Origin of the sequence: Tenacibaculum sp. MAR_2009_124, from assembly GCF_900105455.1 — a bacterium.
In the GTDB taxonomy this organism is placed as follows: domain Bacteria; phylum Bacteroidota; class Bacteroidia; order Flavobacteriales; family Flavobacteriaceae; genus Polaribacter.
On record NZ_FNSF01000002.1, the window covers coordinates 510,723 to 528,694 of the forward strand.

A 17,972-nucleotide genomic window follows, 5' to 3' on the forward strand; every position below is an offset into this window, starting at 1 on the left:
GTGTTTAACAAGACTTTTTTTTTGAAATGAATATTCATTATAATTTAATAGTTTCGCCTTCAAAAGGTATTTGAAATCTACTTTTAATACTTTTTACTTGAAATTTAACATGTTCTTTTAAACTTTCTTTAGATAAACTGCAATGGTTAATAGCATCCATATGCATGGGAATAATAACTGCATTTTGATGTTCTTTAGCAATTGTAATAAGCTCCTCTTTTGTGAGGGTCATGGTTATTCCAGGAGATAATACAGGGTTTACTTGAGAAAAACTGCACTCACCTGTATTTGCAACAATAAAGTCAGGAGAAATATTTAGTAAAGCATTTTTTAAATAAGAATCCAATATAGCATCTCCAGTAATAAATATACTTTTGTTCTTGTTAGATATGGAAAATGAAGAAGATTCTCCGAAAGGAGGTGTTCCCGTAGCTCCTTCATGATGATGCACTTCGAATCGATTTATTTTAATATCACCCCAAAAAGTTTCCTTATCAATGCTTTTAACATTTGTGAAGCCTTTGGATAGAATCATTTTTAGATCATAAGGTTGACAAAATATTTTTTTATCCTTAGGGATAAGCTTTTCGGAGGCTATATCAAAGTGATCTGGATGATAGTGTGTAATAAGAATAGCATCTGAACTATTTATTATTTCGTCAGTAGATATTGGTAATTCATTTTGTGGGTTTCGATTATTGTTTGAAAAAGGAATAGGTTCTAGTTCTCCTTTTTTAGATAAAACAGGATCGACAAGAAGTCTTTTTGAATTTATGGTCAGTATAAAAGTGGCTTGTCTAATAAAACGTATAGAGGTTTGAGATTTATTCGAATTTAGTATTTGTTTTGTGTTCTGACATGAAAAGTAAATGATAAAAATAAATAGACATAAAAGAGATCTTTTCTTCATTATTGGTTTAATTTTGTTATTTACCGACAAAACTAAGCTCCAATAAGTACTTAAACAATACGTTACTTTTTGGTGTTTAACGTACCTTTTAGTTAGTCTTTTTGTTTATCAATTATTTATCAAATAAAAAAATGCAAAAAAAAATCACATATTGCCCTTTAGATACTGCAGTAAATATTATTAGTGGCAAATGGAAGCTGTTTATTTTGGTTAGGTTATTGGAAGGACCGCTGAGATATGGACGTATTAAAGCTTCTTGCACGAATATTTCGGAAAAAGTACTAACAAATCAATTGAGAAGCCTTGAAGATTCAGGTATTATTATAAGAAAAGTATACCCTGAAATTCCCCCTAAAGTTGAATATTCTATTTCTGAACTAGGTATGGAATTAATGAATGCCCTTAAACCTTTATATGAATGGGGTGTGAAATTCGAAGGTACAACGGATAATATAAATTGAAAACCAAAAATAATAGCCTTGAGTAGACTTGATTAAATGATAAAGGATCTTTACCTAAAGATTCACATATGATTTCTCTGTAATGTTTGTCGTGATTTCTAAGTTTTTTGTTTTATAGATATTTAATGTATTGAAAAACATGAGTTTGTTTTGTTTTTGAGTTCTGGTAATTCATTTTTTTAGGTTGGAGTAATAGAAAATCCAGAAGAAAAGAATGTAATTCATTTAATAAAGGCTTATATTTGTACTTGTAAACTTTAGGAGTAGCTAGATTACTAGCTTGAGAAATATCCTTAGAACCTGATATGGTTAACACCAACGTAGGGAAAAGTTGTGAAGATAAACTCACTCAAATAAATAGGTTGAATAAAATCTATTTAACTTCTATAGTTTGCTTAAAATATTCATTCAATGCTTATAAAAGTAAACGAGACTCAAAAAGAAATTTCAAGTAATTTAACAGTTAAAGAGCTTGTTGGAGAATTAAAAATCTCTGATAATGGAATTGCCATCGCCATCAATAATAGTGTTGTAAAAAAAGATGATTGGATCAATCATAAACTTCAAAGTAACGATAATGTATTAATCATCCGATCTACTCAGGGAGGATAATTTTCTATAAATATAAACTTGACAAAAACTAATAATCTTATAATGAAGAAAAAAGATACAGCCCCAAAACAAAACGGTGTGACGAGAAATCCGTTCCCGAATTCTAAAAAGATTTATGTTCCTGGAAAAATACATCCACACATTAAAGTAGCGATGAGAGAAATTGAGTTACACGATACAGTGGATTCAATTACAAAAAAAAGAACTCAAAATGAATCTGTAACTGTTTATGATACCTCAGGGCCATATACCGATCCAAACATGGAAATAAATGTACACAATGGATTAGAGCGTATCAGAGAACAATGGATTATTGATCGAGGTGATGTTGAAGAACTTAGTAAGTTTACTTCTGAATACTGTAATGAGCGTTTAAATGATGAAAAACTGGATCATTTGAGATTCAATTTAAAACATAAAGCGAAAAGAGCTAAAAAAGGAAAGAATGTTTCTCAAATGCATTATGCAAAAAAAGGGATCATTACACCTGAAATGGAATATGTAGCGATTCGAGAGAATCAACGAATTGATGAAATGACACTTCTTTCTAAGCAACATCCTGGACTAGATTTTGGAGCAAGTATACCAGAGAAGATAACTCCTGAATTTGTTAGAGAAGAAATAGCAAGAGGAAGAGCTGTTATTCCATCAAATATAAATCACCCAGAAGCAGAGCCTATGATTTTAGGAAGAAACTTTTTGGTAAAGATAAATGCAAACATTGGTAACTCAGCAACAACATCGTCTATTGAAGAAGAAGTTGAAAAAGCTGTTTGGGCTTGTCGATGGGGAGCGGACAATATCATGGATTTATCTACTGGTAAAAACATTCACGAAACTAGAGAATGGATTGTTCGTAATTCACCAGTACCTATAGGAACGGTTCCTATTTATCAGGCTTTGGAAAAAGTAAATGGAGTAGCTGAGGATTTAACTTGGGAAATTTTTAGAGACACGTTAATAGAGCAAGCTGAACAGGGAGTTGATTATTTTACAATTCATGCTGGGGTTAGGTTAGCATATGTTCCAATGACAGCAAAACGTATTACTGGAATTGTATCTCGTGGAGGATCTATAATGGCAAAATGGTGTTTGGCACATCATAAAGAAAGCTTTTTATATACTCATTTTGAAGAGATTTGTGAAATTCTTAAATCGTACGATGTTGCATTTTCTTTGGGAGATGGTTTACGCCCAGGTAGTATTGCAGATGCTAATGATGAAGCACAATTTGCTGAATTAGAAACATTAGGAGAGTTAACAAAAATAGCTTGGAAGCACGAAGTTCAATGCTTTATTGAAGGTCCAGGTCACGTTCCTATGCACATGATAAAGGCAAATATGGATAAGCAATTGGAGGCCTGTGGTGAAGCTCCATTTTACACCTTAGGTCCATTAACTACTGATATCGCTCCAGGATATGATCATATTACTTCAGGAATTGGAGCAGCGATGATAGGATGGTACGGTACGGCAATGTTGTGTTATGTAACTCCAAAAGAACATTTAGGTTTACCAAATAAAGATGATGTACGTACTGGGGTAGTAACTTATAAATTAGCTGCTCACGCTGCTGATTTGGCAAAGGGACATCCAGGTTCACAACATAGAGATGACGCTTTAAGTAAAGCTCGTTTTGAATTTCGATGGGAAGATCAGTTTAACTTGAGTTTAGATCCAGAGTTGGCAAGAGAATATCATGATGAAACATTACCAGCGGAAGGCGCAAAAATAGCTCATTTCTGCTCAATGTGCGGCCCTAAATTCTGTTCAATGAAAATATCTCAGGAAGTTCGTGATTACGCGGCTAAGAAAGAATTGGAATCAGAAGCTGCTATATCAGAGGGAATGAAGGAAAAATCAGAAGAATTTAAAGCAAAAGGTTCGGAGGTTTATTTATAGAATATAAAATGATAGTTATGAATTACGAATGTTAACATTTTTAAATTCGTAATTCATAATTTAAAGTGAAACATATGATTATTTTAATAGCCCCAGAGAAAGATGTAGAAAATGAAATAGAGATTTTACATCAATTATTTGAGGCAGGTTTAACCAACTACCATTTAAGAAAACCATTTAAAGGATACGAAGAGCATTCAGAATATTTGAAGGCTATTGATAAAAAATATCATAATAGGATTGTTGTACACTATTTTCATGAATTACTTAATGAATTTAATTTGAAAGGAGTTCATTTACAGGAGCAACCTAGAGTTGATTTGAAAGTTCATTTACAGGAATATGTTGAAAGCTTTAAATGTAAGGGGAAATCTGTAAGCAGTTCTTTTCACGAGCCAGAAATATTGCATAATTGCTCAGTTAATTTTGATTATCATTTATTAAGCCCAGTATTTTCTTCAATATCAAAATCAGGATATAAAGGAAAAGGATTTGATGTAAATCATATCAATCGAACAATTATAGGGATGGGCGGAATAAATCATTCAACAATAGAAAGAACTTTAGAATTAGGATTTAAAGGTGTTGGTGTTCTTGGAGGAGTTTGGAATGCAGAAAACCCTATTGAAAGTTTTCAGAAAATAAAGAATGTTTTTGAAATGAGTGTTAGTAGCTAAAATATGGATGATAAAAAGTACATACTTACAATAGCAGGGCTTGACCCTTCGAGTGGAGCAGGAATTACTTCTGATATCAAAACATTCGAATCGTTTGGATTGTATGGACTTTCAGTTTGTACAGCAGTTACTGTTCAAAACGATGTTGATTTCAGGAATTGTGTTTGGATAGGAGAAGCAGTGATAATTCAGCAGATTGAAACCTTGTTTGAAAGATTTGAAATACCAATAGTCAAAATTGGAATTATAGAATCATGGGAAGTTCTACTTAGGATTCAAAAGATACTTAAAAAACTAAACCCTCAGATTGTAATTGTGTTAGATCCTATATTAAAGGCAAGTGCAGGATTTAATTTTCATTCAGAGAAGAACTATGAAACATTTAATGAGGTATTAAATCTCTGTGATTTCATAACACCTAATTATGATGAAATAAAGGCGTTATTTTCAGAAAAAACAGTGGAAGATACCATTGATCTCATTGCTCAAAAAACCAATATTTATTTAAAAGGAGGGCATAGAAAAGATAAGAAAGGATGGGATGAGGTGTATCATAGTAAAATTGTTATGGTAAATATTCCTCCTATTTCTAAATCTGTACATCAAAAACACGGAAGTGGATGCGTTTTGTCAGCAGCACTTGCAGCAAATTTTTACAATAACCTACCTATAGAAGATAAAAGTAGAAATGTAAAAAAATACATAGAAGAATATCTTAACTCAGATACTTCCCTTTTGGGAAGGCATAAATATATTTAAGTTAATAATTGACTGATTAGAGAAAAACAACAAACAACAAACAACAAACAACAATAACAACTAAACTACATAAAACGAAATGATTAGTAAACTACAATATATAACGCAAGGGAATACCCCAGAGGGACATATAGAAAATTTACAAAAGGCCTGTTCTTATGGTGCAGAGTGGATTCAACTTAGATTAAAGAATGTTGATGAGCAAACTATTTTAGAAATAGCAAAAGAAGCAAGGGCCATTACAAATCATTTTCAAACTCGATTAATAATAAACGATTATTATCAAATAGCAAAAGAAGTTACGGCCGATGGTGTTCATTTAGGTAAGAAGGATACTTGTCCTTTAGTAGCGAAAAAATATTTGGGAAAGATGTATACTGTTGGTGGTACAGCCAATACGTTAGAAGATTGTAAAGAACTAGTTAAAAAAGGTGTAAACTATATTGGTTTAGGACCTTTTAGATTTACCGAAACAAAGAAAGATTTAAGTCCAGTATTGGGGATACAAGGCTATCAACTAATTGTCGAAGAGTTGGCTAAAGAAATACCAATTGTAGCAATAGGAGGAGTAACGTTAAAAGATGTTTCTCTTTTATTAAAAACAGGAATACATGGAGTGGCTGTATCTTCCGAAATAACTCAAAGTTTTAGTACAATTCCTGCGTTTCACACGCTTCTAAAAGGAGGAAGTACAATGGAAAAAGTATATAAGTTTAGCTAGTATTAAACTTTTTTAAATAAAATCATGACAACATTAAAAATAGCAGATAAAACATTTAACTCTCGATTATTTACGGGAACTGGAAAATTTAGCTCATCTCAATTAATGAGAGATGCGTTATTGGTTTCTGAAAGTGAATTAATAACTGTTGCTTTAAAAAGAGTAGATGTTCAAAATGAAGAAGATGATATTTTAACTCATTTAGGGCATTCTAGAATTAATTTATTACCTAATACTTCAGGGGTAAGAACGGCTAAGGAAGCAGTTTTTGCAGCAGAGTTATCTCGTGAAGCATTAGAAACAAATTGGGTTAAATTAGAAATTCATCCTGATCCTAGGTATTTATTACCAGATCCAATTGAAACATTGAATGCCGCTGAGCAATTGGTAAAAAAAGGTTTTGTAGTAATGCCATATATCCATGCTGACCCTGTTTTATGTAAGCGATTGGAAGAAGTAGGTGTTCAGTGTGTAATGCCCCTTGGAGCGCCAATAGGAAGTAACAAAGGCTTAAAGACATTAGAATTTCTTGAGATTATTATAGAACAATCAAATGTACCAGTGGTTGTGGATGCGGGGATCGGTTCTCCATCACATGCAGCACATGCCATGGAACTAGGAGCAGATGCAGTATTGGTAAATACAGCCATTGCGGTATCTCAAAATCCGGTAGAAATGGCAAAGGCGTTTAAAATGGGAGTTGAAGCTGGAAGAATGGCTTATGAAGCGAAATTGGCACCTGTAAAAAAACAAGCAGAAGCAAGCAGCCCATTAACAAGTTTTTTAAATTAAAAGATTCATTTAATAATGGATAATTCTTTTAGAGATATATTCGATCAATATAATTGGGACGAAACTCTTTCGAGTATTTTAACAAAAACTCAAGAAGATGTTCTGTATGCATTAGGAAAGCAGAAAAGAGACTTAGAAGATTTTAAGGCTTTAATATCTCCTGCCGCCAAGCCGTTTTTAGAACAGTTGGCACAGATGAGTAGAATGCTAACAAAAAAACGTTTTGGGAATACAATTCAAATGTACGCTCCAATGTACCTTAGCAATGAATGTCAAAACATTTGTACGTACTGTGGATTCAGTTTTACGAATAAGATTCCGAGACGTACATTAACTGATGCAGAGATATTACAAGAGGTTAGTTTTTTAAAAGAGAAAGGATATGATCATATATTGCTAGTAACAGGGGAAGCTAATAGAACCGTAGGAGTTGACTATATAAAAAATGCAGTAGAACTTATTCGATCTAAATTCTCGAACATAACCATTGAAGTTCAGCCTTTAGATCAAGAGGAATATGAGTCGTTGATAGAGAGTGGTTTGTATGCTGTTTTAGTGTATCAAGAAACTTATCACGAGCAAGAGTATAAAAAACATCATCCAAAAGGGAAGAAGTCCAATTTTTACTACAGATTAGAGACACCAGATAGGTTGGGTAAAGCGGGAATTCATAAAATCGGTTTGGGAGCATTGTTTGGGCTAGAGGATTGGAGAGTAGATAGTTTTTTCACTGCATTGCATTTAAAATATTTGCAAAAAAATTACTGGAAAACAAAATATTCTATTTCTTTTCCAAGATTGCGTCCTCATTCCGGAGGACTTGAGCCTAAAGTAGAAATGAAAGACAAAGATCTAGTACAATTAATTTGTGCTTTTCGCTTGTTGGATGAAGATTTGGAATTATCAATGTCGACTAGAGAAAGTGAAATCTTTAGAAATAATATTGTTAATTTAGGAGCGACTTCTATCAGTGCCGAATCTAAAACAAATCCTGGAGGTTATAGTGTAGCACCTCAGTCATTAGAGCAGTTTGAAATTTCTGATGAAAGGAGCACAGAAGAAATTGTGTCTATGCTAAAACAACAAGGATTAGAGGTTGTTTGGAAAGACTGGGAGCATTTTAAATAATTAACCTTAGTTATTTAAAATTTAGAAAAGACACCCAGAAATTAAAAGCTTAATATAATGTTCACAAAGGAAGAACTTAAACAATATAATCGACATTTAATTCTAGATAAAATAGGAGAGGACGGTCAGTTAAAATTAAAACAATCTAAGGTTTTAGTTATTGGAGCAGGAGGCCTAGGTTGTCCAATTTTACAGTATTTGACTGCCGCTGGAGTAGGAACTTTAGGAATTATTGATGAAGATGTTATCGATCAAAGTAATCTGCAACGACAAATATTGTATAGCTTCGATGATATTGGGAAATCAAAGGCACAGACTGCGAAGAAAAGATTGTCGAGGTTAAACCCTTTTATAAAGTTTAATGTTTATAAAGAGCGATTAACAAAAGAAAATGCACTTTCTCTTTTCGAAATGTATGACGTAATAATCGATGGTAGTGATAATTTCGCAACTCGATACTTGACTAACGATGCCGCCGTTTTAACCAATAAACCTTTGGTATATGGGGCTATTTTTAAATTTGAAGGGCAAGTAAGTGTATTTAATTATGAAGAGAGTGCAACGTACCGATGTTTGTATCCGACTCCGCCGAAACCAGACGAATCTCCTAATTGCTCAGAAATCGGAGTACTTGGTGTGTTACCAGGAATTATAGGAAGTTTACAGGCAAATGAGGCTATTAAGATTATTTGTGGAGTGGGAGAGGTTTTGACGAATAAGTTATTTATGTTTGATACTTTAAGTATGCGTCAAATGACTTTGAAGTTCGAAAGAACAGAGAGTGCTGAGGTGGAACAATTGGAAGATGATTATGATTTTTTTTGTGGAATTAAAACGGCAGAAATTGAAATAAGCTTGGTTGAATTAGAAGCTGAAAAAGAAAAATATAATCTATTAGACGTAAGAGAATATTGGGAACGAGAAACATCGCATATTGGTGGGCAGCATATCCCATTGGGAGAATTATCTGTACGATATAAGGAGCTTAAACATGATAAACCAGTAGTAGTTTATTGCAAATCTGGAATAAGGAGTAAAGCGGCGATTTCATTTTTGAAAGAGAAAAATGTCGACATGATATGCATTAACCTAAATAATGGAGTAGGTTAGTTAGTTGGTCATTCATTTTTATTGCTAAAATAATAACCAATTACAACCCCTATTATTCCCGAAAAGAAGGACGTAGCGCTATTTAAAGTTTTAAATAATATGTTTTCCGTTGCGGCATGACCGTCTAGAGTGGTAACAAAGGGATAAATGATAATAAATGCCAATATTGAAAAGCAAGAAACTAAGGTAATAACTGCTAATTTATTTCTAAATTTATTTTCCATTAATACATTTTTTTAGTTCGGTTCGTAAAGGTTCGAAATTGTTTTTAGAAAGATCAGTTCTGGCAGGATTACTCAAAGTTCTATTAGGACTTTTAAAATACTTAACATTAAATTTTAATTGCCCTTTTTTCGAGAGGTCCACAGAGAAAACTTCAATAAGATAAAAATCTTTAAATCTGGTTTCTATTAAATCGACATCCTTATAAAAGTAAAGTATTCCATCGGGATGATAATACCGGTAATTTTTTAGTTTTCCTCTGAAGAAATCATCTCCAACACTACATTTACTATTTATGGGATATTCAATAACAGTTTGATCATAAGGAGGAGTGTCTTCATAGAACTTTTTATATTTGGTAAAAAAGTTTTCGTTATAAACAAGTTCGCATTCAACAGCTTTCCAGCTAGTTAAACCGCCCTTTTGAACCAATACATCCTTTACAATAGTTTTATAAGTGGCAGGAATATTTTTTTCCTTCACTCTTGATTTTTCATAGGTTATGTTTTTTACAATTGTTTGGTATGTAGGAGGAATATCGAGTTCTTCATTGTTTGAAACTGAACGCTTCAAAGAGTATTTGATATAAAACTTTTTTTGAGCGGGTGTTTCTACAACCTCTTTTTTTGAGTCATTTGATAAAATTTTCACATCAAATGTTTCATATTTAGCCGGTGTCGACACATAACACCAATAATTTCGATCCCCTGACTTTTCTGAAGAGCAACTATATTCGGGTTCTTGAGAACTCCATTTGGCGCTAGCTGCCTTTATTTCAATAGTTTCCTTGTTATAGGAAAATGTTGCAGGAATTATATTAAAAGTTTTTGTCGGTTCAATAGCATGATAATAAATAGTGTCAATTTTCCAACTATCCAATCCTAGATCAATTTTACTATTATGAGCAGGTTTTACTAAAACTTTTTCTTTTACTTGATTATACTTCGCAGGTATGATCTCGAGTTTTTTATAGGCAGGAGTTAGCTTAATTTGAATCTGTTGTTTTTCATAAACATCAGGTGTAACATATTTCACATAACATTTTCCGGGCTCAGGTGTTGTCGGTAAATCTTGACCTTTAACTGAATATATAGCGAATACAAGAAAGATAGGTAATATAACTTCTTTCATTATGATAGGTTTGTTTGGTTGAGCTTTTATTGTTAGATAAAAAATGTTCCTATAAACTTTAGTAACCAAAAGTTCTCTAAAATTCAACAATTTTATCTTTTAATAAAATACTTTGTTAGTTTTTAATCTGTTGAAAATAAATGTATTGAATTAATTTCACAGGATGTTTGTAGATATTGCAAATAGCCATGAATCAGATGATTATAAATTGCAATTTTTGATAGGTTACGATTGAAGTTATGCAGAAAGGTTTCCAATCATTCTTTCGGTGAACCATGGAGTTTATCGCAGTTGTAACTATAATTAAGTTCTTTTAAAGAATGTGAAATTTAAAAATGTAAAAAAGGAAGTTAAGATTTTATCCCCCTGTTTAGGGGGATTTTATTTGAGGTTACTCGATGATAAGTTTTTTAGATATTATGGAACCAGCATCGTTTTCCAATCGGACAATATAGATACCTTGTGAAAGATTTGACACGTCAATTTTACCGATGTTGTTTTCAAAAACCACACTTTTTTCCATCAATATTTTTTTCCCATCAAGGGAAATGATTGAAATATTTAATCCAGATTTAAAAGAATCTTTAAAATTAAGATATACATGATTTTTGGTAGGGTTTGGATAAATATTGAAACTTTCAACAAGACTGGAATTATCTGTGCCTAAAGAGGTTTCTTCTATTGAAAAATCTAGTATTCCTGATCCCCAAGAACCGAAACGAACGGTATTTGTTGAAGCAATATAATCAACATCCATAGCATTAAAAAAGCCTATTCCCTCTGCTATTGAATACCAAGTTTCTTCTTCTACATCAAAAGCAAATGGACCAATGTCCGTACCAGCGAAAACGAATTTACCGTCGTCAGATGCAACCAAACCACTGGTTTGAGCGTCAATTCCACTAGGGAAAATACCAGTAACATCCATCCAGGATTGTCCTCCATCTTTGGATAAAATTGATCCAACCTCGTTGTTGCTCGGACCACAAAAAAGGATCCAATTATCGTTAGTAGGAAGCACGATTCCACTCCCTATATCACCTCTAACCCAAGCTTCTGTTGTTTTAGAAAATGGGGTTTGAATACCCTCATCGAAAGTGTCTCCTCGATCATTTGAACTAAAAACCTTTGCATCTTGTAACATGTAAATATGGTTAGGAGTATTTTTTGCCTGGGCGAGTGCTGCGACATGATTTGTTCCTTTATCAACAATATGACTAGTTAATGATCCATTATTCCAAACAACTCTTTTTAGGTCTCTGGATAAAAGCCAAATTCTTTTATCAGATTCATCTCTGTCGATATAAGTTTGTATCCATCCCATGACAGAATTTTTAGTTAAACTAATCGAATTTTCGTTAGAGAATTGGGAGTTAATTTGACCGATTGATTGAAAGTTGCCTGCGTTAGAGTAAACTTTAACAGGGGCAAATACTTTTTTTCCCTCTCTTTGCCATTTCCAAGCATGTTCTCCATCATAACTATCTATTGGAGGGCCATCTCCACCTATACTTTGATAGAAATCAAGAACATCTTCATTCGTATCTTCAATGATACTTCCACTTCCTTGGTCTTGAGTACTATAGTATATGTGGTTCGGATTGTTTATGCCCGTAAACAAGTTTTTTCGATAAATTAATGGGTTTATTGTATGAAGTACGTTGATGTTAATATAATGGGAATTTTCATAACCGTTATTATTGAAAGCCGTTCCTTCGTCTGGAAAATCCAACCACTCTTTATAAGAGACAAAGATACCTCCATCGGAACATCGAGTACTAAATAAATCGCCAGAGCTATTATAGAAAAATTGTGAAGCTTGAAAATCAGGATGGTAATTAAAACGAATTCGATTGTAATAATCGGGAGCATTTAAATTTGTTCCATTTTGATATCTTCCCCAGCCACTGGTTGTAGAAAGAGCATTATCTAATTTATCAAAGGATATGATAGGTTGTGCATATCCACCCAAAGAAATATTTGGGTTTTCTGGATGAGCAGAAAAGAACTTTCCAGCAGACATTTTTCCTGTTCTATCGCCATACCAATTTCCTTTAGGGAATTTTTCCACCCAGTTAACCCCGTTATCAGTAGACACCCAGTAGTTTTTTGATTGTGTAACATAAAGTACTCTTTTATCTCCTCCTATGCTAAACTGATTTTCTCCATGATTCGAGGAATAGGAACCTTTAAGAACAAAATCTGTTTTAGCTGCATTAAGCATATAAAAGTTTCCAGACCTTGCTAGATATACAGAGTTCGCTTCTTGTTGAATAGTATAGCGCGGCGTGTATAAAAAAGAACTCTCAGAAGAACCAAAATCTTTCAATTCAGTGAAATTCTGCCCAAAGTCGGTCGAGTAATAAATTTTACGATTGTCAGTAACATAAACAACATGATTATCCTGACGGTTAACAATAGAACTTTTAAGTGTGTCGGGAAGGCCATTAGAACGTACCCAAGTTTGCCCGTCATCATCAGAAAAATACAAAGGGCCATTTTCAATATGAGCTATCAACCTGACAGCTCCGTTAATCTCAAATGCAAATAAATTTTGGTATCTATTGGGCCAGTTTTCAGTAAGTAGTTGAAAATCATCTCCGCCAGAACCTCTTTCTGGATTATAAACGGTTCCTTTAAAAATATAAGATTTCGAGTTATATTCACCAACATAGTGATTATGGGTTACTCCATAAATAACATCAGTTCCGTCAAGCATTTCCGCAAATTTAAATGCTCCGGGCATATTTTTTGGCCCTCGATTTTTCCAGTTACCCTTCAATTTTCCATTTGCATAAGTATTCGAATTCAAGTTTCTTTTGGGTGATTTTACCTTTGAGGCTCCAATTTTTTCTAATATTTTTTGATGTCTAATGGCCTGTTCGGGTGTCCAAATGGCATTTTTATCAGGGTTATGATCTTTTTTTTCTTTTTTATATTTATTCAGAGGTTTGGTGATTTCTGAATTGTCTTTGGTTTTGCATGTCGAAAATAAAATAGTTAATACAACTATAAAAAAGTATCTTTTTTTCATGGAGTTAGGGGTAAGTGGTTGTATTCCATAAAAGTAAATAAAAAAAAGTAATTTGATCTTTATAATAAAAAAGAGCTGTTTACGCTTTTTGTTCGCAGTATACTTTTAATGCATTATTCATTAATTCAAAGCCTTGTTTGGTATTGGATAAATCAAAATACTTGATAAGAAAACCACTAAAAATTTCACCATGGATAAAAGTACATGTTCCATTGTTATTGTCTATTAATTTAAAGAAATGTTCACCATCGAAGATTCCTTTAAAAAGTAATTTCCCTTTCCATATTAAGAGCTCATTCTTTACGTAGTTAAGAATTATAGGTTTAAAGACCATTTTCGAAGACTTGTTCTTTTGAATAGTTACGGTTATAGTATTGCCAATTTTAAAAACTCCTTCAATTTTTTTAATGAAAGGATTCCATAATGAATACGAGTCTGTGTTTACTAGAGTATTCCACACTTTTTCAGGGGGAGTGTTTATGATGATTTGAGTAGTGATGTTTTTTGTCATGATATTTTAATTATTATTAACACAACAAAAATGTTTAAAGAATCGTTAGGTTCTCTTGATATAAATCAAGAACTTAAAATTTACGTTTTCTAATTCTACTGAAAGTTTCAGGGGTCATACCTAAAATAGAAGCTAAATATTGCAAAGGTACCTGATTGAACAAGTCTTTGTTTTGTTCAAAATATTGATCGTAACGCTGTTCAGCTGTCATAGACAAATGAGAAAAAACTCTATTTTCAAGTACTCCGAAGCATTTCGCCATAAAATTCCTTTCAACTTTATTCCATTTAGGGAATTCATTGCAGAGTTTACTATAGTTTTGTTTATTAAGAGTTAGGAGTTCGACATCTGTTAAAGCCTGAATGGTCCATCGATTAGGTTCATTAAAAAAGAACCCACTAATATCTGTGACAAAGTAATTTGACGAAGAAATCCATTGTGTAATTTCTTTGCCGTCGGCAAGAGTATAAATTCTTAAGAGGCCACTTTTAACAAGACTTAAACGATTACAGTAGCCATTAGATTTTGAGAAGAAATCATTTTTTGAGAATTTTTCTTCTTCGAAAAAAGAACGAAGTAAATTTAGTTCATCTAAGGTTAACGCTCCAAAATATTCTTTAATTACAGAATTGAAAGTATCCATTTTTATAGCTTCAATAGAAACAAAAGTACTAGATTATTTGGCTAAACTAGTTTTTCATTAGATTTAGTTTCAATAAAACCAGCTATAATCTTTCAATAGAAGTGAAAGTATGATATCTTTTTATAATTTCGCAATGCACAAAGCAATGGTTATAACGATATAGATGATCAAATGAAACAGATTACAAATACTTTAGTGATGGTTCGTCCAACGAGTTTTAGAATGAATGAACAAACAGCAGTTAATAATTACTATCAGCAAAATACTGCACTGCTACCCGCAACTATTAATAAAAAAGCTCAGCAAGAATTTGACAATTTTGTGGATAAGTTAAGAGCAGTTGGGGTTGAGGTTATTGTAATTAATGATACAGAAGTACCAAGCACACCCGACGCTTTGTTTCCTAATAACTGGATTTCTTTTCATGAAAATGGCGATGTTGCCATCTATCCAATGTTTGCCGAAAATAGGAGGCAGGAGAGAAGGGAAGATGTATTAGAAACATTGGAAGAAAAAGGTTTCATAATTGAAAACGTAATTGATTATTCAGAAGCAGAGGATGAAGGTTATTTTTTAGAAGGAACGGGAAGTATGATTTTGGATAGACAAAATAGAAAGGCCTATTGTGCAATATCACCTCGTGCTGATGAAGAATTGTTTATCGAATTTTGTGAAGATTTCGAATATACACCTGTAGTTTTTATCGCTAATCAAACAGTAAATGGAAAGAGAGAACCTATTTACCATACGAATGTTATGATGTGTGTTGCAGAAAAGTTTGCGATTGTTTGTATGGATGCTATTGATGATAAAAAAGAAAAGAAAAACTTGTTAAAACATTTAAAATCGGATGGTAAAGAAGTAATTACCATATCCGAAAAACAGGTAACTCAATTTGCTGGTAATATGTTACAACTTATAGGAGGTGAAGAGAAGCCATATCTGGTAATGAGTTCTTCAGCATTCAATTCTTTGAATGATAATCAAAGGAATACTATAAATAAGTACAGCAAAATTATACATAGTCCGTTAGAAACTATAGAAACATGTGGAGGAGGAAGTGCTCGTTGTATGATGGCTGAAGTATTTTTACCTAAAGAATAATTTTTTATGAAAAATAACGAAAAGAGAAAACTCATTATCCTTTCTGATCTTTGGGGGAATAAAGAAATTGATTGGATCTATGGATATGTGTCGGAGCTTCGAAACAAATTTGAAATTGTTTTTTACGATGTTCGAGAATTGGCAAGTATTGATACTTCAAAAGAAGAAGAGGAATCAATTCATAAGGAGTTTTTGAGTGGAGGAATTGAAAGAGCCATTGAAAGGTTGAAGTTAGAAGAATTAACGAAAGACTCAATTCTTTTAGGCTTTAGTATTGGAGGAACCATAGGCTGGAAGTATGCTATTGAAACAGGATTGGTAGCTAAATTAATTTGTATTTCTTCAACTAGACTGAGATATGAAAAAGTTAAACCAAGTTGCGAAATAGATCTTTATTTTGGAAATAAAGATACTTATGCACCCGATGAGAAATGGTTTGAAGAGCTAGCCATAAACAAAATCACTTTAGAAGGAGGACATACTATTTACAAAAAAGAGAGTTTTTCAAAGTTCATCTCCTTTCAATTACTTCAGTAAGTTAAAACCAGGAGTTCATCTTATTTTTTACGTTTAAAGAGGTTTTATAAAAATCAGGTTTTAATTGCGATAGTTTTCAATTGAGTAGGGGGAATTGGATTTTAATTGTTTAACTCTAAAACTTACTTTATATAATAATTTTTTAATTGGGGAATTAAAGTGAAATAATTATTAGAAAAAGAGGTTATATCTGAAGATTAATACACTAAAAATAAATAGATGAGAAAACTAGCGTTATTTATAACGGCGACAATACTAATGACTTCTTGTGTGCCGAAAAAAAAGTATGTTGCCTTAGAAGAAAAGTATAAAAATACTCGAGGAACTTTGCAAAAAACTAAGTTAGAAAAAGAACAGCTAGAGCAGAGATTTGCTAAAATAGAGAAGCGAGTTGATAATTATAACAATAAATTAAACTCTTTACGAGATATAAATTCTGGTTTACAAAAGGAAAATGATGTGAAATTAGATGTTGTTGGTAATACAGTGATCTCAAATTCGATGAAAAGAAAAATGAGAGAAACTTTAAAAAACGTTGATCAAACTAAATTAGCCAAGGCAAAAACGTTACAAGATTCGATGAATTTGGCGGTTTCGTATAGTTTAAAGAAATCTATAGATACTTCTGATCTAGAGAACTCTGATGATATCGATATTAATATAGATAATACAGTAGTAATGATTTCTGTTTCGGATAAAATGTTATTTAATACAGCTAGTTATAGAGTAAATAGAAGGGCTCATAGAATATTGAAAAAATTAGCGGATATTATTAAATCAGAACCAAGTATGGAAGTGATGATTGAGGGGCATACAGACTCAAGATCTATTAGAAATGAAGTAATAGAAGATAACTGGGATTTAAGCGTGAAAAGAGCTACCTCTATAGTAAGAGTGTTAGAAAAGAAATATGGAATTGAATCTGATAGATTAATTGCAGCAGGAAGAGGTTCTTCTGTGCCTTTAGTTAATAATACTACAAGCAAGAACAGAGCAAGAAATAGACGTACTAAAATTATGATTTTACCAAACTTAGATAAGTTTTTTGGTTTAATGGCGAAAGAAGAAGTTTTACAGCCTTAAACAATATAAGTTGATAAAAAAAGCGGTTTTTACTAGTAAAAACCGCTTTTTTCATTTCTTTAATTTGAAAAACTCTATACCAATGCAGTATTTGAAACTTTGTAGTTCTTGTAATATTGCATTAAAATAAAAGCACAAGTAACAGAAGAAGCTATTCCTTCTATAGCCAATGCAAAAACAACAAGAGGTAAACTCAGGTTTTTACCCCAAAAAGAGGAGTTTTCTAGAACACTTAAAAACGCTCCATCTATAAAGGAAACGTAAATAATAAGTCCTACAATTGTCAATCCAACTGCCAGAATTGAAGTTCCTGCTCCAATTAATAGATTTTCAAAGTATAAGGTTTCTTGATTTGTTTTAATGTTTGTTTTTATAGCTCTGTTTATTCCCCAGAACACAAAAACAAAATTTAAAAAACGTAATTCAGAAACATTATCTAACCCTGAAAACTTCATAATAAAGAAGAACCCGATGATGCCAGCAAAAATTAACAAAGCATTGTTAATGATTATTTTGTTTTTAGACATATTAGGTAAATTTATATTACACAATAGTTAAAAATACGAAATAATTGCTGTATAACTTGTTGTTTGTTAGTTTCTTGTGTGTTTGGTGGCGATGGTTTACTAATTAGT

19 protein-coding genes and 1 riboswitch are annotated in these 17,972 nt (G+C 32.3%); of the genes, 12 read left to right on the plus strand and 7 right to left on the minus strand.

What is annotated here, in order from left to right; all coding sequences use genetic code 11:
• Positions 1-37 precede the first annotated feature (37 nt).
• A complete protein-coding gene (locus BLW23_RS08785; RefSeq protein ID WP_093668905.1) occupies positions 38-910 on the minus strand; it encodes an MBL fold metallo-hydrolase in 873 nt (290 codons plus the stop codon).
• Positions 911-1,041: 131 nt separating this feature from the next.
• Here BLW23_RS08785 and BLW23_RS08790 point away from each other — a divergent pair, with 131 nt between their 5' ends.
• The 9 genes from BLW23_RS08790 (at position 1,042) to moeB (ending at position 9,072) form a co-directional block, all read left to right on the plus strand.
• Entirely contained in the window at positions 1,042-1,371 is a 330-nt protein-coding gene (locus BLW23_RS08790) for a winged helix-turn-helix transcriptional regulator (RefSeq protein WP_093668907.1), read from the plus strand.
• 249 nt (positions 1,372-1,620) lie between these two features.
• Positions 1,621-1,715: riboswitch (TPP riboswitch) on the plus strand.
• A 67-nt stretch (positions 1,716-1,782) separates the two neighbouring features.
• Positions 1,783-1,983: a sulfur carrier protein ThiS gene (gene thiS / locus BLW23_RS08795; protein WP_093668909.1), complete on the plus strand. Its 201-nt coding sequence runs from the start codon at positions 1,783-1,785 to the stop codon at positions 1,981-1,983.
• Positions 1,984-2,025: 42 nt separating this feature from the next.
• Positions 2,026-3,885, plus strand: coding sequence for a phosphomethylpyrimidine synthase ThiC (gene thiC / locus BLW23_RS08800; protein WP_093668911.1), 1,860 nt, complete (start codon positions 2,026-2,028; stop codon positions 3,883-3,885).
• A gap of 74 nt (positions 3,886-3,959) precedes the next feature.
• Positions 3,960-4,562, plus strand: a complete 603-nt coding sequence (locus BLW23_RS08805) for a thiamine phosphate synthase (protein WP_093668913.1) — start codon at positions 3,960-3,962, stop codon at positions 4,560-4,562.
• A 3-nt stretch (positions 4,563-4,565) separates the two neighbouring features.
• The gene (locus BLW23_RS08810) at positions 4,566-5,321 is read left to right on the plus strand and encodes a hydroxymethylpyrimidine/phosphomethylpyrimidine kinase (RefSeq protein ID WP_093668915.1); all 756 of its coding nucleotides are present in this window, start codon (positions 4,566-4,568) and stop codon (positions 5,319-5,321) included.
• Between the two features lie 79 nt (positions 5,322-5,400).
• On the plus strand, positions 5,401-6,042 hold the full coding sequence (thiE, locus tag BLW23_RS08815; RefSeq protein WP_093668917.1) for a thiamine phosphate synthase: 642 nt from the start codon (positions 5,401-5,403) through the stop codon (positions 6,040-6,042).
• Between the two features lie 24 nt (positions 6,043-6,066).
• On the plus strand, positions 6,067-6,834 hold the full coding sequence (locus BLW23_RS08820) for a thiazole synthase (RefSeq protein WP_093668919.1): 768 nt from the start codon (positions 6,067-6,069) through the stop codon (positions 6,832-6,834).
• A 15-nt stretch (positions 6,835-6,849) separates the two neighbouring features.
• Positions 6,850-7,962: a 2-iminoacetate synthase ThiH gene (gene thiH, locus BLW23_RS08825; protein WP_093668921.1), complete on the plus strand. Its 1,113-nt coding sequence runs from the start codon at positions 6,850-6,852 to the stop codon at positions 7,960-7,962.
• A 54-nt stretch (positions 7,963-8,016) separates the two neighbouring features.
• Positions 8,017-9,072 (plus strand): molybdopterin-synthase adenylyltransferase MoeB, encoded by a 1,056-nt coding sequence (gene moeB, locus BLW23_RS08830; protein ID WP_093668923.1) that lies wholly within the window; start codon positions 8,017-8,019, stop codon positions 9,070-9,072.
• A gap of 8 nt (positions 9,073-9,080) precedes the next feature.
• Here moeB and BLW23_RS08835 read toward each other — a convergent pair whose 3' ends face one another.
• From BLW23_RS08835 to BLW23_RS08855, 5 genes are all read right to left on the minus strand, one after another.
• On the minus strand, positions 9,081-9,296 hold the full coding sequence (locus tag BLW23_RS08835; RefSeq protein WP_093668925.1) for a hypothetical protein: 216 nt from the start codon (positions 9,294-9,296) through the stop codon (positions 9,081-9,083).
• Positions 9,286-10,425, minus strand: coding sequence for a hypothetical protein (locus BLW23_RS08840; RefSeq protein WP_143032132.1), 1,140 nt, complete (start codon positions 10,423-10,425; stop codon positions 9,286-9,288). Before BLW23_RS08840 ends, BLW23_RS08835 begins: the two co-directional genes overlap by 11 nt.
• Positions 10,426-10,816: 391 nt before the next feature.
• Positions 10,817-13,459: a T9SS type A sorting domain-containing protein gene (locus tag BLW23_RS08845; protein ID WP_093668929.1), complete on the minus strand. Its 2,643-nt coding sequence runs from the start codon at positions 13,457-13,459 to the stop codon at positions 10,817-10,819.
• A gap of 79 nt (positions 13,460-13,538) precedes the next feature.
• Positions 13,539-13,970 carry an SRPBCC domain-containing protein gene (locus BLW23_RS08850; RefSeq protein WP_093668931.1) on the minus strand — a complete coding sequence of 144 codons (432 nt, stop codon included), beginning with the start codon at positions 13,968-13,970 and terminating at the stop codon, positions 13,539-13,541.
• A gap of 73 nt (positions 13,971-14,043) precedes the next feature.
• On the minus strand, positions 14,044-14,613 hold the full coding sequence (locus BLW23_RS08855; protein ID WP_093668933.1) for a Crp/Fnr family transcriptional regulator: 570 nt from the start codon (positions 14,611-14,613) through the stop codon (positions 14,044-14,046).
• A 171-nt stretch (positions 14,614-14,784) separates the two neighbouring features.
• On the opposite strand from BLW23_RS08855, the gene ctlX reads away from it, so the two are divergent.
• The 3 genes from ctlX to BLW23_RS08870 all read left to right on the plus strand — a co-directional run bounded on the left by ctlX (position 14,785) and on the right by BLW23_RS08870 (position 17,337).
• A complete protein-coding gene (ctlX, locus tag BLW23_RS08860; protein WP_093668935.1) occupies positions 14,785-15,717 on the plus strand; it encodes a citrulline utilization hydrolase CtlX in 933 nt (310 codons plus the stop codon).
• A gap of 6 nt (positions 15,718-15,723) precedes the next feature.
• Entirely contained in the window at positions 15,724-16,254 is a 531-nt protein-coding gene (locus tag BLW23_RS08865; protein WP_093668937.1) for an alpha/beta fold hydrolase, read from the plus strand.
• Between the two features lie 219 nt (positions 16,255-16,473).
• Positions 16,474-17,337, plus strand: a complete 864-nt coding sequence (locus BLW23_RS08870) for an OmpA/MotB family protein (RefSeq protein WP_093668939.1) — start codon at positions 16,474-16,476, stop codon at positions 17,335-17,337.
• Positions 17,338-17,411: 74 nt separating this feature from the next.
• Here BLW23_RS08870 and BLW23_RS08875 read toward each other — a convergent pair whose 3' ends face one another.
• Positions 17,412-17,864: a hypothetical protein gene (locus tag BLW23_RS08875; protein ID WP_093668941.1), complete on the minus strand. Its 453-nt coding sequence runs from the start codon at positions 17,862-17,864 to the stop codon at positions 17,412-17,414.
• Positions 17,865-17,972: the final 108 nt, after the last annotated feature.

Excerpts from the sequence above, each read along its gene's own strand:
- thiC (WP_093668911.1), top strand. The coding sequence starts at position 2,026 with ATGAAGAAAAAAGATACAGCCCCAAAACAAAACGGTGTGACGAGAAAT.
- BLW23_RS08790 (WP_093668907.1), top strand. The coding sequence starts at position 1,042 with ATGCAAAAAAAAATCACATATTGCCCTTTAGATACTGCAGTAAATATT.
- BLW23_RS08865 (WP_093668937.1), top strand. The coding sequence starts at position 15,724 with ATGAAAAATAACGAAAAGAGAAAACTCATTATCCTTTCTGATCTTTGG.
- BLW23_RS08810 (WP_093668915.1), top strand. The coding sequence starts at position 4,566 with ATGGATGATAAAAAGTACATACTTACAATAGCAGGGCTTGACCCTTCG.
- BLW23_RS08845 (WP_093668929.1), bottom strand. The coding sequence starts at position 13,459 with ATGAAAAAAAGATACTTTTTTATAGTTGTATTAACTATTTTATTTTCG.
- BLW23_RS08820 (WP_093668919.1), top strand. The coding sequence starts at position 6,067 with ATGACAACATTAAAAATAGCAGATAAAACATTTAACTCTCGATTATTT.
- thiH (WP_093668921.1), top strand. The coding sequence starts at position 6,850 with ATGGATAATTCTTTTAGAGATATATTCGATCAATATAATTGGGACGAA.
- BLW23_RS08785 (WP_093668905.1), bottom strand. The coding sequence starts at position 910 with ATGAAGAAAAGATCTCTTTTATGTCTATTTATTTTTATCATTTACTTT.
- BLW23_RS08840 (WP_143032132.1), bottom strand. The coding sequence starts at position 10,425 with ATGAAAGAAGTTATATTACCTATCTTTCTTGTATTCGCTATATATTCA.
- BLW23_RS08875 (WP_093668941.1), bottom strand. The coding sequence starts at position 17,864 with ATGTCTAAAAACAAAATAATCATTAACAATGCTTTGTTAATTTTTGCT.
- thiS (WP_093668909.1), top strand. The coding sequence starts at position 1,783 with ATGCTTATAAAAGTAAACGAGACTCAAAAAGAAATTTCAAGTAATTTA.
- BLW23_RS08850 (WP_093668931.1), bottom strand. The coding sequence starts at position 13,970 with ATGACAAAAAACATCACTACTCAAATCATCATAAACACTCCCCCTGAA.
- ctlX (WP_093668935.1), top strand. The coding sequence starts at position 14,785 with ATGAAACAGATTACAAATACTTTAGTGATGGTTCGTCCAACGAGTTTT.
- BLW23_RS08835 (WP_093668925.1), bottom strand. The coding sequence starts at position 9,296 with ATGGAAAATAAATTTAGAAATAAATTAGCAGTTATTACCTTAGTTTCT.
- BLW23_RS08805 (WP_093668913.1), top strand. The coding sequence starts at position 3,960 with ATGATTATTTTAATAGCCCCAGAGAAAGATGTAGAAAATGAAATAGAG.
- thiE (WP_093668917.1), top strand. The coding sequence starts at position 5,401 with ATGATTAGTAAACTACAATATATAACGCAAGGGAATACCCCAGAGGGA.
- BLW23_RS08870 (WP_093668939.1), top strand. The coding sequence starts at position 16,474 with ATGAGAAAACTAGCGTTATTTATAACGGCGACAATACTAATGACTTCT.
- BLW23_RS08855 (WP_093668933.1), bottom strand. The coding sequence starts at position 14,613 with ATGGATACTTTCAATTCTGTAATTAAAGAATATTTTGGAGCGTTAACC.